The 14,722-nt window shown below is 60.2% G+C and carries 11 protein-coding genes and 1 tRNA gene; 5 read left to right on the top strand and 7 right to left on the bottom strand.

The window, feature by feature from the left end:
• Nucleotides 1–4 precede the first annotated feature (4 nt).
• Nucleotides 5–835, top strand: coding sequence for a lysophospholipid acyltransferase family protein (locus AACH39_RS14115; RefSeq protein ID WP_215778484.1), 831 nt, complete (start codon nt 5–7; stop codon nt 833–835).
• On the opposite strand, the gene AACH39_RS14110 is transcribed toward AACH39_RS14115, so the two are convergent.
• Nucleotides 765–1,583 (bottom strand): symmetrical bis(5'-nucleosyl)-tetraphosphatase, encoded by an 819-nt coding sequence (locus tag AACH39_RS14110; protein ID WP_215778486.1) that lies wholly within the window; start codon nt 1,581–1,583, stop codon nt 765–767. The genes AACH39_RS14115 and AACH39_RS14110 overlap by 71 nt on opposite strands.
• 190 nt (nt 1,584–1,773) lie before the next feature.
• On the opposite strand from AACH39_RS14110, the gene AACH39_RS14105 reads away from it, so the two are divergent.
• Nucleotides 1,774–3,780 carry a UvrD-helicase domain-containing protein gene (locus AACH39_RS14105; RefSeq protein WP_215778488.1) on the top strand — a complete coding sequence of 669 codons (2,007 nt, stop codon included), beginning with the start codon at nt 1,774–1,776 and terminating at the stop codon, nt 3,778–3,780.
• Nucleotides 3,781–3,838: 58 nt separating this feature from the next.
• Here AACH39_RS14105 and AACH39_RS14100 read toward each other — a convergent pair whose 3' ends face one another.
• Together AACH39_RS14100 and AACH39_RS14095 are read right to left on the bottom strand one after the other, a co-directional pair.
• Nucleotides 3,839–5,305, bottom strand: coding sequence for a C69 family dipeptidase (locus tag AACH39_RS14100; RefSeq protein ID WP_215778490.1), 1,467 nt, complete (start codon nt 5,303–5,305; stop codon nt 3,839–3,841).
• A gap of 411 nt (nt 5,306–5,716) precedes the next feature.
• Nucleotides 5,717–6,463, bottom strand: coding sequence for a c-type cytochrome (locus tag AACH39_RS14095; protein ID WP_215778492.1), 747 nt, complete (start codon nt 6,461–6,463; stop codon nt 5,717–5,719).
• 130 nt (nt 6,464–6,593) lie between these two features.
• Between AACH39_RS14095 and AACH39_RS14090 the strand changes: the two genes are divergently transcribed.
• Nucleotides 6,594–6,670, top strand: a tRNA-Arg gene (locus AACH39_RS14090).
• A 195-nt stretch (nt 6,671–6,865) separates the two neighbouring features.
• Here the strand turns inward: AACH39_RS14090 and AACH39_RS14085 are convergent.
• From AACH39_RS14085 to recD, 3 genes are all read right to left on the bottom strand, one after another.
• A complete protein-coding gene (locus AACH39_RS14085; RefSeq protein WP_215778494.1) occupies nt 6,866–7,066 on the bottom strand; it encodes a hypothetical protein in 201 nt (66 codons plus the stop codon).
• A 267-nt stretch (nt 7,067–7,333) separates the two neighbouring features.
• Complete coding sequence (locus AACH39_RS14080) at nt 7,334–8,182, bottom strand: DUF4743 domain-containing protein (protein ID WP_215778497.1); 849 nt, start codon at nt 8,180–8,182, stop codon at nt 7,334–7,336.
• A gap of 66 nt (nt 8,183–8,248) precedes the next feature.
• Entirely contained in the window at nt 8,249–9,946 is a 1,698-nt protein-coding gene (gene recD / locus AACH39_RS14075; RefSeq protein ID WP_215778499.1) for an exodeoxyribonuclease V subunit alpha, read from the bottom strand.
• 421 nt (nt 9,947–10,367) lie between these two features.
• On the opposite strand from recD, the gene AACH39_RS14070 reads away from it, so the two are divergent.
• Complete coding sequence (locus tag AACH39_RS14070; RefSeq protein ID WP_215778501.1) at nt 10,368–11,741, top strand: amino acid permease; 1,374 nt, start codon at nt 10,368–10,370, stop codon at nt 11,739–11,741.
• A 58-nt stretch (nt 11,742–11,799) separates the two neighbouring features.
• Nucleotides 11,800–13,173 carry an amino acid permease gene (locus AACH39_RS14065; RefSeq protein WP_338620440.1) on the top strand — a complete coding sequence of 458 codons (1,374 nt, stop codon included), beginning with the start codon at nt 11,800–11,802 and terminating at the stop codon, nt 13,171–13,173.
• Nucleotides 13,174–13,231: 58 nt separating this feature from the next.
• Here AACH39_RS14065 and pap read toward each other — a convergent pair whose 3' ends face one another.
• Nucleotides 13,232–14,722 carry a polyphosphate:AMP phosphotransferase gene (gene pap / locus AACH39_RS14060; protein WP_215778503.1) on the bottom strand — a complete coding sequence of 497 codons (1,491 nt, stop codon included), beginning with the start codon at nt 14,720–14,722 and terminating at the stop codon, nt 13,232–13,234.

Raw genomic sequence — 14,722 nt, 5'->3', positions numbered from 1 at the left:
TGCCTTGAAGACCACCCTGCCCCACACCGCCCTTCCGACCCGGCTGCTGCGCCTGAGCTGCATGGCCTGGCGTTTTCTCACCGGTTTCTCGCTGCTGACCTTCCGCTATCAAAGCCTGTCACGCGAGCAGCAAACCCTGATTACCCGCCGTTGGTGCCGACAGTTCCTGCGTGCACTCGGGCTGGAACTGAAAGTCAGCGGGCAGGTGCCGCAGGGTTTTCCGGGCAATACCCTGCTGGTCTCCAACCATGTTTCCTGGCTGGACATCATTGCCCTGGCCGCCTGTACCCCGCCGCGCTTCGTCGCCAAGATGGAAATCCGCCACTGGCCGATCGTCGGCTGGATGGTCGCCCGGGGCGGCACCCTGTTCATTGATCGCAGCAACCGGCGCGATGCCGGCAGGGTGAACCAGATCATGGCGGCGTCCCTCCGTCAGGGTGACTGCCTGTGCGTTTTCCCGGAAGGGACGACCACCACCGGACATCACATGCTGCCGTTCAAGTCCTCGCTGTTCGAATCCGCCATCCTGGCCGGCAGCACGGTACAACCCGTGTCGCTGCGCTACCTGGACGAACAGGGCAATCTCACCAGCGCACCGGCCTATGCCGGCGATACCACCTTCTGGCAGAGCCTGTGCCGCATGCTGAAGCTGCGCCGGATCACGGTCGAGCTGCACTACGGCCAGCCCCTGGTCAGCGGTCAGGAGCCGCTGCTGACCCGTTTCGAGCTGGCCGAAGCGGCCCGTCACGACATTGCCGCGAACCTCAAGCAATTGCCTGATACGCCTGACACTCAAGCGAAAACAGCTGACGATCCTCAAGTCGAAGTGCGGTAAGGCTGCCCCCCCACAGGCAGCCAGTATCGATCGCCAGGATCTCGTCGGTCACGAACAGCCCCAGCGCAGACCAGTGTCCACAGATGATCGGCGTCCCCTGGCTGCGGCGTCGCTCTACGGCAAACCAGGGCATCAGGTTGGCCGGTGCATCGGCCAGTTCACCCTTGAATGACAAGTCGATTTCCCCATCCCGCGTCACCAGACGCATGCGCGTCATGGCATTGACGATCAGCCGCAGGCGTTCGACACCGCGCAACTCCTCACTCCAGCGCGTCGGCTTGTTGCCGTAGAGTCTGGCGAGGAACTCGCGATACCCCGGGCCGGCCAGCTCGTTCTCCACCTCTTCGGCCAGATCCAGCGCCCGATCGATGGTCCACTCCGGCAGCAGGCCGGCATGCACCATGGCATAGCCGTCGCCGGCAATCATCAGCGGCTGGCAACGCAGCCAGTCGAGCAGGACCTTGCCGTCTGCCGCATGCAGGATATCCAGAATGGTGTCGCTGGCATGCACCTTGCCAAACCCTTCCGAGACCGCCAGCAGATGCAGATCATGATTGCCCAGCACCGTCTGCACGCAATCCTGATGACGATAGACCCAGCGCAGCACCTCGAGAGATTCCGGACCGCGGTTGACCAGATCGCCCGTCAGCCACAAGGTGTCTTTGCCCGGATTAAAGTCGATCTTGCGCAGCAGTTGCTGAAAGGGCGCAAAACAGCCCTGGATATCACCGATTGCATAGCTGGCCATGGTCAAGCTCCTCATTCTGGCGGCTCGCTGCCGCGCGAACCGTACGAAGTGACATGATACCCCATGCTACAATGGACTTTCTGCGTTACCGATTTATTCCAGCAAGCAAAATAATTCCCGGGCTTGCGCTTAGGCGCCCGGAGCTGGCCAGCCTGCCAGTCATCGTCCGTCTGGCTTCGACCGAGAGACCATGTCCCTGACCCAACTGAACACGCCGCAACGCGATGCGATTCATTACCTTGACGGCCCCCTGCTGGTCCTGGCGGGAGCCGGCAGCGGCAAGACCCGCGTCATCACCTTCAAGATTGCGCACTTGATCCGTCATGCCGGCATCAGCGCGCGCAATATTGCGGCCATCACCTTCACCAACAAAGCCGCGCGCGAAATGCTGGAGCGCATCGGCAAGCTGATGAACCCTGGCGAAATCCGCGGCCTGACCGTCTCGACCTTCCACTCGCTCGGCATGCAGATGTTGCGCCAGGAAGCACCGCACCTCGGCTACAAGCCACAGTTTTCCATCCTCGACGCCTTCGATGCCGGCAAGATCATCTCGGACATCCTGCTCACCACGCACAAAGAAGAAGTGCGCAAGGTGCAGACCCAGATCTCCCTGTGGAAAAACGATTTCAAGGACCCGCAGGAAGTGCTGTTCGCGGCAGAGACCGAATTCGACAACGTCTGTGCCAGGACTTACCTCGCCTATCAGGACACGCTGGCCGCCTACCAGGCGATGGACTTCGACGACCTGATCCGCCTGCCGGTCCAGTTGTTGCGCACCAACCCGGAAGTCCTGGAGCGCTGGCAAAACAAGCTGCGCTACTTGCTGATCGACGAATACCAGGACACCAATACCTGCCAGTACCAGATGGTCAAGCTGCTCACCGGCGTGCGCGGCATGTTCACTGCCGTGGGGGACGACGATCAGTCCATCTACGCCTGGCGCGGCGCCAACATGGAAAACCTGCGGCTGCTGCAGCACGATTTCCCGCGCCTGAACATCATCAAGCTGGAGCAAAACTACCGCTCTACCGCGCGCATCCTGCGCGCGGCCAACAGTGTGATCGCCAACAACCCCAAGCTGTTCGAGAAGCAATTGTGGAGCGAACTGGGCCTGGGCGAGCCGATCCATGTCGTGCAGTGCAAGGATGAAGAGCACGAAGCCGAAGTGGTGGTACAGCGCCTGCTGGCACACAAGTTCGAGCACCGTACGTCGTTCAAGGACTATGCCATCCTGTACCGCGGCAACTATCAGGCACGCATCTTCGAACAGGCACTGCGCAACCAGCGCATCCCTTATCAGATGTCGGGCGGCCAGTCCTTCTTCGACAAGCCGGAAATCAAGGATGTGATCGCCTACATGCGGCTGATCACCAACCCGGATGACGATCCGGCCTTCATCCGCGCCCTCACCACCCCGCGGCGCGGCGTCGGTGCCGGTACGCTGGAAAAACTCGGCAGCTATGCCGGACAGCGTCAGAAGAGCCTGTTTGCTGCGGCCCATGAAGAAGGCTTCCAGCATCAGGTGCAGGCGGCCCAGCTCGACCCCTTGCTCGATTTCTGTCGCTTCATCGTCAATCTGCAGTATCGGGCCAGCCGCGAGCCGGCCGGCCCGCTGGCACAGGAAATGCTGCAGGCCATTGGCTATGAGGCCTGGCTCTATGACAGTGAAGAACCCCGTCCGGCGGAAAGCAAATGGAAAAACGTCATGGACATGGTGGCCTGGCTTACCAAAAAAGGGGAAGAGGACGGCAAGTCGCTCATCGACCTGACCCAGACCATTGCGCTGATCACCATGCTGGAAGGCCGCGAAGAAGGCGAGGTGGATGCGGTCAAGATGTCCACCCTGCACGCCTCCAAAGGCCTGGAGTATCCGCATGTGTTTCTGGTCGGGGTGGAAGAAGGCATCCTGCCGCACCAGGAGTCCGTGGATAACGGGATGATCGAAGAAGAACGCCGGCTGATGTACGTCGGCATTACCCGGGCGCAGCGCAGCCTGACCCTCAGCTACTGCGTCAAGCGCCGCCGTGCGGGGGAGTGGCTGTTCGTCGATCCCTCACGCTTCATCGACGAAATTGATCCGCAGGACATCAAGCACTTCGGCCGGCCGGGGGCCGAACCACTGGTCAGCCGCAGCGAGGGCAAGGCCAGACTGGCCAACCTCAGCGCCATGCTGGGCGCCAAGACCAGCAAGGAATAATCCTGCACAAACAAAAAGCCGCCCGAAGGCGGCTTTTCAACCTGCTGAACCTGCTTGATCAGGCACCGTGGAACAGATACATGGCGTTCACGTCGATGGCCATTTGCGTCAGGATGTCGTTGCTCAATTGCTCGGTCAATGCATCCACCTGGCTGACGGTCTTGTCGGTAAAGGCGTCCAGCAGCTTCTGAGCCTGTTTCGGGCTCTTGGCATAAGCCTTCACGTACTCCTTCTCGAACGCCACCTGTTGTTGCTGAATGGAAGTATTCAGCTTGGCAAAGGCGCTTTCCACCATCGGCCCATACTTCGGGAAGTTCTGCATGGCCAGCGTTTGCAGCTTGTGGAGCTTCCACCAGGCCGACTTGCTGTCAGCATGGTCGGTATTGTCCTGATAAGCGGCCGGAATCTTGGCCCCTTGATAGAACGGGACATAGATGCTCAGCGTGGTCATGCCCAGCGCCAGATACTCAACGTTGGCAATCGGCAGCGGCAGATTGGCCCGTTGTTGCAGCACATGCGATTCCTGGGCACGGAATACCGAGATCGGACGATACTTCGACTTCGGATTCTGCGTCATGTACGGCTCGTTCGGCGTGCCCTGATAATGGTTCTGCAGCGCGCTTTCCACATCCGTCACCGACAGCTTGTGCTCAGGCGTCAGGAACACCGGTGCCTTGCCATCCTTGAAGCTTTCATTCTTCAGGCTCGGGTTATAGATGCCCTGCACCGTCCACACACGGTTGTAGTTGTAGTAAACGTTGCTCGGACCATCTTCAGTGAAGGCGGCGAAGAAGTCGAACTTGCCATCGGTACGCGGCTTGGCCAGACCATTCTTCACGGCAAAGTCCGCCAGCCCCTTGGAGGACATCACGTTGGCCTTGTCGTTCAGGTCGATTTCACGCAGACGGCCCTGATTGGCCGACACGAAGTACATATTGTCCGGAATGCGTACCGCCACCCACTGGTGACCGCCAGCGTTCTCGAGATACCAGGCTTCCTTCTGATCGGCAAACGCAATGCCGAAGCCCTCGCCAGAACCCTGGGTTTCAATGATCTTGCCCAGCAGCTCGACACCCTGACGGGCCGATTTGATCTGCGGCAGCAGGATGCTGGTCACTTCACTTTCCGTCAGGCCGGTCTTGTCCAGATAGGGGTCGACCTTCAGCGTCGCCTCATTGCTGTAGATGGTTTCGGTGGCGGACATCGACACGCCGGCCGAATTGAAACCGGCTTCTTCATAAGACTGGCTCTTGCCGTCAAAGTCGGGCAGACCGGTGTAGCTCATCAGATGATCCGGCATCTGATAGGTGAATTGGGATTGTACCGACTTGAACAGGAAGCCCTTCTTCAGTGCTTCGTGCTTGATGAAGTGGATAGGGTGGTTACCCGCGCCGGAATCCACGTTGCGCCCGATCAGGATCGAACCATCGGCAGAGGCATTCTTGCCGACAATGATCGTGGTACAAGCAAAGGTCGAAGCGCAGGACAGACCGATAACGGCCAGGGCAATTTTCTTCAACATCATGACAAATTCGCTCCCAAACGATTGGACGATCAAGCATAATCCCGTCCGGCCGACAATCATTAACAAATAAGCAGATACTTAATTTAAGTCATGAAACTTGAACGAAATGATGGCTGTTCGCGTCTGTCAGTCCTAGAATCGAAGCCCCTGGCGTCTTGCTGAAGCACGATTTGATCGAATCCTGTTCGCGAGACAAAAAAAATGGCGTCCGTGCGGACGCCAGTACAAGAATGAGGAACATCTCTGGGTAGGGTAAGTCCACCGGGAATCACCCTAGCCGAACTAGACAGGAAACCTGGGAGCGAAACGGCGGTTCCTGCGTCATTCAGGCCAGTCAGACGTACCCATGATGCCGGATGCCCCCTGTCCCGACACCTGTCCTTTCAGACAGGCGCCGAACAGCAGGCCAGATTACTTCGAATTGTTCACCATGTATTCGATGGCCGAACGGAACTCGGCATCGCTGCCGGTATAGCCCCCCTTCGGCGGCATGGCATTCAGACCCTTGGTGGCGATCTTCTGCACTTCATCCAGACCCGGCTTCAGACGAACCGCCCAGGCAGCCTTGTCGCCGAACTTCGGTGCACCGGAGACCCCGGCCTGATGACAGGCGATACAAACCGACTCATAGATTTTCTTGCCGGTCACATTCGGATCGATGGCGGCCGTCGCTGCGGCGCCACTGGCATCCGACTTCGGCTCGGCAAACTTGGCACCGCCGGCATTGGCCATATAAGCCACGGCACGGCCCACCTCGTCATCGGTCAGCGTGGTGTTGCCGCCCTTGGCCGGCATGGCATTAAACCCTCCCAGCGCATGCTTCAGCAGGGTGTCATAGCCCTTGGCGATACGCGCCCCCCAGGCCCCGGCATCCCCAAACTTCGGCGAGCCAAGCAAACCAGCGCCGTGACAACTGATACAGACGGCCTGATAAACCTGCTGTCCGCTGCGGCTGCCCGGCTGGCCATCACTGGCCACCGAGTCCCCTACCGGCTTCAGGCGAGCGGCAACGGCCTCATTGGTCATGACCTCGGCGTCCACGTTGAAACCGCTGGTGGCCAACTTGGCCAGCAGAGTGATTGCTACGACAAGGAATACGACGACGCCGACCAGGACTTTGACGATCTGCCCCGTGGCCATTCCGTTTTCATTGCTCATTCGCGCCTCGCCTGAAAAATAATGACATTTAATAATTAGCCGATTATACGAGAAGCATTTCCGCAAGGCAAAACCCCTACTGGACTTGTGGGCGCGCTTTGCGATATGATCCGCCTGCTTCACGATCAGCGCACCCGTAGCTCAGTTGGATAGAGTGTCGGTTTCCGAAGCCGAAGGTCACAGGTTCGATCCCTGTCGGGTGCGCCAGTCACTGCAACGCCACGCCATACCCTCTTTTCCGGCCTCTGCGCCGACACTTCGCCCTCCCCTCACCAACTCACCATCCAGGCCCAAACTGCCAGGCCGTGCCCGCACGTCAGCGATGGGATGAAAGCGAAGAAAAGCCAGGTGCCTGGGAACCAATACAAAAGGGAGAGTCGCCTGAGTGCAGGCGAAAGAAAATCAGTCCGGAGAACCGATGGTCTCGATCACGCGCTTTTGGTGGGTCCGCAGATCGATCACTTGATAAATCTCGACTTTCACCTTGCCGCGATAGAGACGCAGCATGACTTGTGCCGCGGCGCGCGCGGCCTCTACCGTCGGGTAGATCGGGCTCTTGTCATCGATACCGAATGTGTTGGAGATCAATTTCAGACGAAACACTGCAAAAACCTCGCGGCGAAACCACAAAAACAGCAATCATGCCTACAGCATATCAAATGCTGATGATACCAGCGTTATAAAGTATTCTGAATGTCTGGCTGGCACCATTCGGGTAAATGCGTAAGCCACGGGATCCGGGATGTAGAAGCCGTGATTCAGTTTAGGCACTGACGGAGAAAATAGCTGCAGAGACTGAAGTGATTCCCCGCCCGGCGCGGACGAGAAACAAAACGGCGTTGCCAGATCAGGCAACGCCGACGTGCAGAATCAGGGCCGGGCCTGCAAGGCCTCCAGGACATGCCGACTTTCCGGCCCCCAATACCCCAGACGCCCCAGGCATTCCGCCGCCACCAGTGCGGCATCAATCATGAAGCGCTCTTCGATCAGCAGGGACTCAACCTCGGACAGCGACAGCAGCACGTGCTCGGCCACCTCGCCATCCTGATTACAGGGCTGAATTTCCGGCGGCAGCCAGATATCGAAAACATGCAGCCACTCACGATGCAGCCCGCGCTGCACCGGCCTTTCTGCCAGCAGCAGGGAATGTCGCGGCACATCACGCAAGCGCTCGGCCGACAGCCCAGCCTCCTCCCAGCCCTCACGCTCTCTTGCCAGCTCGATCGACTCACCGGCCGCAACCCCGCCGCCGACCATATTATCCATGCGGTTCGGGTCGACCGCCTTGTGCGGGCTGCGTCGTCCCAGCCACATGCGTACTTCGCCATCAGGCATGCGACACAATCCGTTGAGATGTACCGCATGGCTGGTCAGGCCGAGAGGGCGAAAGGCCGCACGTTCCAGCTCGAACAGCGGCGTGCCGTCCGGCAGACAGGCCTGGAAATTTTCGTTGCGCCAGCCATTGAGCCAGCCAGCGGCATGCCAGCGCTCCGCCGCCTCTGCCAGCTGGGCGCTGACGGCCTGGTAGTCGCCCGTCGCCAGACAGACCATGCCCGCCTCCCCGACGGCAAAAAGCGGCGTCGCCTCATTGAGCAATCGCTGGCGCCAGTCGGCATTCACCCAGCCCAGGCGGGTGGCGCCAAAGTACAGAGGGGTAAAAGCGGACAAATCAACCCGCGTCACGCGCGCGAGATAGTCAAGGACACGGTGCAAAGGCATTAGCGCTCCAGACAACCCAAAAATGATCGACAAACCAGCATCTTACGGTGAAGTACCTGACTTTGACTATGTTGAGCGGATTTTATCCGCCAAACCACAATGACGTTGCAGGGTATTACCCATGGCAGCGCACAACATCGCCACCGAGCCCACAAGCCGGAAGCGTTCGCGCGCCCGGGTAATGGCGGTATACACCAGCGCCCGGTCAGGCAGATTGGTCGTGTCCTCCGGCAACACCAGCCAGACCTCGGCAAACTCGGAGCCCTGGCTCTTGTGCACGGTCATGGCATAGACCGTGTCATGCTCCGGCAGCCGCGCCGGCGCCAACTCACGCCAACTGCCATCCGCAGAAGGAAAGGCCACCCGCAACCCTTCCGGCCGCGCGATGGTAAAGCCGATATCACCATTGAACAGCCCGACCCCATAATCATTGCTGCTGATCATGACCGGCCGCCCCGGATACCAGACCTGACCGGGGCTCTTGCGCCCCTCGGCCTCCAGCCGGGCTTCGACCAGCTGATTGATCTGAGCCACCTGGCGTCGCTCGGCGGCCAGTGGCATAAACGCGACAAAGCCTGCCTGTAAAACATCCAGATCCGCCTGCTGATCCAGCGCCTGCCAGTAAGCCGTCCGTCCGGCCTGCAGCCGGTCGACATCCAGCGCCGGCAGACAGCCCAGCACATCCTGCCGTTCATCCAGCAGCAGGGCACTGGCCGCATCGGGCTGATTATCATTGACCAGACGGCTCAGTGCCCCGATCCCCCCGTCAGCCGAAAAACGATGGCTGTGGGTCAACAGCACCACGGCATCGGCCATCGGCGCCGCATCCGTCACCGCCCTGGGCAACTCGGTGGATGGGAAGCCCAATTGAGCCAGCCAATTCAAGGTGTCCTCGCGATAGCCGATATCGCGACACAGCTCGGCCAGCACCGCCCCGGCCTCGACCGAGGCCAACTGATCGCGATCCCCCAGCAGGATGACCCGCGCATGCGGCGGCAAGGCATCGAATGTCCGCGCCATCAAATCCAGATCGATCATCGACGCCTCATCAATCACCAGCACGTCGAGCGGCAAAGTGTGCTCAGCATGATGTCGCGGACGATGCCCTCCCGGCCGCAGACCCAACAGGCGATGCAGGGTCTGGGCACTTTTCGGCAGCCCATCCTTGACGGCCTGTGCCAGCGGCAGACGATCAATGGCCGAGCGGATGGCATCGGACAAACGCGCCGCCGCCTTGCCGGTCGGCGCGGCCAGAGCCATCACCAGCGGGCGGTCGGACAAGACCGCCAGCAGTGCCAGCAGACGGATGACCGTGGTGGTCTTGCCGGTTCCCGGCCCCCCGGATATCACCAGCAGCTGTTGGCGCAGGGCCAGGGCAGCGGCCAGCTTTTGCCGATCAAGGCCCGGGGAGGTCGCAGGAAACAAGGTCGCCAGCCAATGTGCGGCCCGGTCCGGATCGGCGACAGGCAAGCGCGCGGCCCGGGCACGGATGGCCGCCGCCAGCCGGACCTCATCAAACCACTGGCGCGCGAAGTACAAATTGCCGCCGGGCTCCAGGATCAGAGGCACATACTGCCCGGGCGAACCGACCAGCGGACTGGCGGCAAGACGGCGGCGCCCGCCCGGAACGTGAACGGGCAGGCACACATGCCCCTGGCTCTGTGCCTGGATCAGGGCCAGCAACCATTCGGCACACACCTCATCCCATTGCGGGTCCAGTCGGCGGAACAAATCATTCAGGGCAGGATAAAGCGGGGTATCCATAGTGATCCGTCAGTTCTTCAGGCTGGCAGACTGTCGCACCAATTTCGGGGCAAGGCAAGCGCGTCTGCCGACAGAAGACGCCAGCACATTCAGCGTGGAAAACCCTGAAATGACGGCCTGTCGCTTTGGATTTCACAAGCAATGACCACAACAGCAGCGCAAAGCACTGCACTGCAATCAAACTAAGAACCATCCGAAACCAGAGAATGTCCCAAAATGGGTGATTACTTGTCATATATGAGCAATTTTTGGCGTTAACAGCCCTGATTGGCGACATTTTTTGGCAGCAATCCATGCCATAGGCATTTCGGTAGAATATATATTGTATCCAGTGGTTTGACGCTATCGCCGGTCAATGGTCTGATGGTCTGCGAAAAGTCTTACTTGCATACCTGACAGCAATTCCCGAAAGGAGTCCCCGATGAGTCATGCCACTCAAGGCGGCGAGCTCAAACGAGAGCTCAAAAATCGTCATATTCAACTGATTGCGCTGGGCGGCGCGGTCGGTACCGGTCTGTTCCTCGGCTCGGCCAGCGTCCTCAAGGCCGCCGGTCCGTCGATGATTCTCGGCTATGCCATTGCCGGCTTCATCGCCTTCCTGATCATGCGCCAACTGGGAGAAATGATTGCCGAAGAACCGGTCGCCGGCTCCTTCAGCCATTTCGCCTTCAAATACTGGGGGCCGTTTCCGGCCATGGTCGCCGGCTGGACCTACTGGCTGCTGTATGTGCTGGCCGGCATGGCCGAACTGACCGCAGTGGGGGCCTATGTGCAGTACTGGTGGCCGCACGTGCCGACCTGGCTGACTGCCCTGGTCTGCTTCCTTGCCATCAACGGCCTCAATCTGGCGAGCGTCAAGTCTTACGGTGAAACCGAATTCTGGTTTGGCCTGATCAAGATCGTCGCCGTGATCGCCATGATCCTGTTCGGTGGCTACCTGCTGGCGACCGGCAGCGGCGGCCCGCAGGCCGGGGTACATAATCTGTGGAGCCACGGCGGTTTCTTCCCGCATGGCTTTACCGGTCTGTTCATGATGATGGCCCCGATCATGTTCTCCTTCGGCGGTCTGGAGCTGATCGGCATGACGGCAGGCGAAGCGGCCAACCCGCAGAAAGTCATCCCGCGCGCCGTCAACCAGATCATCGTCCGCATCCTGGTGTTCTACATTGGCTCGCTGACCGTCCTGCTGTCCCTCTACCCGTGGAGCGAGGTGGCCAGTGGCGGCAGCCCCTTCGTGATGATCTTCCAGCAGATTGGCGCCGGCGCCACCGCACATGTACTGAACTTCGTGGTCATGACGGCGGCACTGTCGGTCTACAACAGCGGCGTCTATGCCAACAGCCGCATGCTCTACAGCCTGGCCGAACAAGGCAATGCCCCGCGTGCGCTGAAGGATCTCGACCGTCGCGGCGTGCCGGTCAAGGCCACCCTGTTCTCGGCTGCCTGCACCTTCCTCGGCGTGGTACTGAACTATGTCCTGCCGGAAGAGGCCTTCGGCATCCTGATGTCGATGGTGGTCATGACCATCGTCACCAACTGGGCCATGATCAGCCTGGCACACCTCAAGTTCCGCCGCGCCAAGGCCGGCCAGCAACTGGTGTTCCCCTCGATCTGGTTCCCGGCCGCCAATTACCTGTGTCTGGCCTTCATGGTGATGATCCTCGGCATCCTGCTCTTTACGCCGGGTGGCGCCATCTCGGTCTATCTGCTGCCAGTCTGGGTCGGTGTTCTGTGGCTTGGTTTCCGCATGCGCAAGACCGACAGCGCCGCGGAACTGGCCAGCCAGCAGGTTTGAGTTTCTTTACCGCCAGGCGCCATCCGGCCCTGGCGGCACTCGCACAAGGAATCGTCACGTGAGTACCCATCGTCCCCAAACCGAACTGAAACGCGAGCTGAAAAACCGCCATATCCAGCTGATCGCCCTCGGTGGCGCAGTCGGTACCGGCCTGTTTCTCGGCTCGGCCAGCGTGCTCAAGGCCGCCGGCCCGTCGATGATCCTCGGCTATGCCATTGCCGGTTTCATTGCCTTTCTGATCATGCGCCAGCTGGGCGACATGGTGGCCGAAGAGCCGGTCGCCGGCTCATTCAGCCACTTTGCCTATCGCTACTGGGGCAACTTCGCCGGCTTTCTGTCCGGCTGGTCCTACTGGTTGCTGTATGTCCTAGTGAGCATGGCCGAACTGACGGCGGTCGGGGCCTATGTGCAGTTCTGGTGGCCACAATTCCCGACCTGGGCCACCACCCTGCTGTGCTTCGTGGCGATCAACGGCATCAATCTGGCCAGCGTGAAATCCTACGGTGAAACCGAGTTCTGGTTTGCGCTGATCAAGGTGGTCGCCGTGCTGGCCATGATCTGCTTCGGCGGCTATCTGCTGGTTTCCGGCGCCGGCGGCCCGCAGGCCACAGTGCATAACCTCTGGGCAGATGGCGGCTTCTTCCCGCACGGCGGCAGCGGCCTGTTCATGATGATGGCCATCATCATGTTCTCCTTTGGCGGGCTGGAGCTGATCGGCATGACCGCGGCGGAAGCCGACAATCCGCAGAAAGCCATCCCGCGCGCCGTCAATCAGGTGATCGTGCGTATTCTGGTGTTCTACATCGGCTCGCTGACCGTCCTGCTGTCGCTCTACCCGTGGAGCAAGGTCGCCGCAGGTGGCAGCCCCTTCGTGATGATTTTCGAGCAGATCGGCGCCAATGCAACGGCCCAGGTACTGAACTTCGTGGTACTGACCGCGGCACTCTCGGTCTACAACAGCTGTGTCTATGCCACCAGCCGCATGTTGTTCGGCCTGGCCCAGCAAGGCAACGCCCCGCGCGCCTTCCAGCAGACCGACCGTCGCGGCGTACCGGTCAAGGCGACACTGTTCTCGGCTGCCGCCACCTTCGCCTGCGTCATCCTCAACTATGTCCTGCCAGGAGAAGCCCTGGGCATTCTGATGTCGCTGGTGGTGGCCACCCTGGTCATCAACTGGGCAATGATCAGCCTGACCCACCTGAAGTTCCGCCAGGCCAAGCAAGGACAGCAGCGCGTATTCCCGTCCCTGTGGTCGCCATTCTCCAACTATCTGTGTCTGGCCTTCATGCTGATGATTCTCGGCATCCTGCTGATGACCCCGGGCATGGCGATCAGTGCCTATGCCATGCCAGTGTGGATTGCCCTCATGTGGCTGGTCCACCGTCTGCGCAGCCGGGGCGAAAGCGCCACCCTGGCACGCCAGAACAGCTGATCCGACAACAAAAAAAAGCCCGCATGGTCATTCCATGCGGGCTTTTTACTGGCCGGCGCTAGTCGGCGTGCAAGCGGGCTTCCAGCGTTTCGCAGATCGTCTGCAAGATCTTCAGTCGTGCGTAGTACTTATTGTTGGCTTCGACCAGTACCCAGGGAATACGCGTCGTGCTGGTGCGATCCACCATATCGCTCACCGCCAGGCGGTAGTCATCCCACTTGTCGCGATTGCGCCAGTCCTCATCGGTAATCTTGAAGCGCTTGAACCCGGTCTCTTCGCGCGCCTTGAAACGGGTGTACTGCTCCTCCTTGCTGATCGCCAGCCAGAACTTGATGACGATGATGCCGTTCTCGCTCAACTGATGCTCGAAATCATTGATCTCGTAATAGGCCCGCATCCAGTCGGCCTCGCAGGCGAAGCCCTCCACCCGCTCCACCAGCACCCGGCCATACCAGGTCCGGTCAAAAATGCTCACCCGCCCCTTGGCCGGCACATAACGCCAGAAGCGCCACAGCCAGGGCTGGGCGCGCTCCTCTTCCGTCGGCGCAGCAATCGGCACCACATGATAGGTCCGGGCATCCAGCGCCTGGGTGATACGGCGGATGGCGCCGCCCTTGCCGGCGGCATCATTACCTTCAAACGCCAGCACCAGCGCATGCTCGGCAAAGCGCGGATGGCGGGTCAGGTGATACAGCCGCCCCTGCAGCTTGTCGATCTGTGCGCGGTATGCGTCACGCGTGGTCGGCTGATCCAGCACCAGCGCATCCAGAATCAGCTTGTTGTCGATCGGCGCCATCAGCGGCGGCGCATTGGGCTTGCGCTTGTCGCGGGCCGCTTCTTCGGACAGGCGCCCGCGCAGCGCATTCAGAATGGTATTGCCGACCGTCAGGCTGCGGTAATTGGCATCCTCGCCATCGACAATCACCCAGGGCGCATCGGCAGTATTGGTCAGCCGGATCATGTGCTCGGCGTACTTGCGGATCACCTCGTACTGCTCGAAGTGCTCCCAGTCGGTCTTGGTCACCCGCCAGCGGGTGGCCGGGTCCTTCTCCAGCGTCTTGAGGCGTTTCTTCTGCTTCTCGCGCGACAGGTGGAACCAAAACTTGATCACCAGTGCACCGTCCTGCGCCAGCATGTGCTCGAAATGCTGGATCTCCTGGATCTGCAGATCGAAGGCATCCCAGTCACTCTGCCCCTTCACCCGGTCGAACAGCGTGTCCGAATAGTAGGAACCGAAGAACATCCCGAGCCGCCCCTTGCCGGGCAATTCGCGCCAGAAACGCCACATCCACGGACGGGCACGCGCCTCGTCGTTGGGGGCGTCGAAGGCCACGGTGCGGATCAGGCGCGGATCCATCCACTCGTTAATCAGATTCATGGTTTCGCCACGTCCGGCACCATCAAAACCGTGAATCAGGATCAGCACCGGAAAGTCCGGCTTCTCTTTCAGATCATATTGCGCATCCAGCAAGGCCTTGCGCAGCAGCGGTGCCTGCTCTCGGAAGGTTTCCTTGTCGACACGGTGTTCGATTTCGGCTGATTCAAACAT

This window comes from Paludibacterium flexuosum, from assembly GCF_037076605.1.
In the GTDB taxonomy this organism is placed as follows: domain Bacteria; phylum Pseudomonadota; class Gammaproteobacteria; order Burkholderiales; family Chromobacteriaceae; genus Paludibacterium.
The sequence above is the reverse complement of the archived record's forward strand: the minus strand, read 5'-3'. Positions and strand labels throughout refer to the sequence as shown.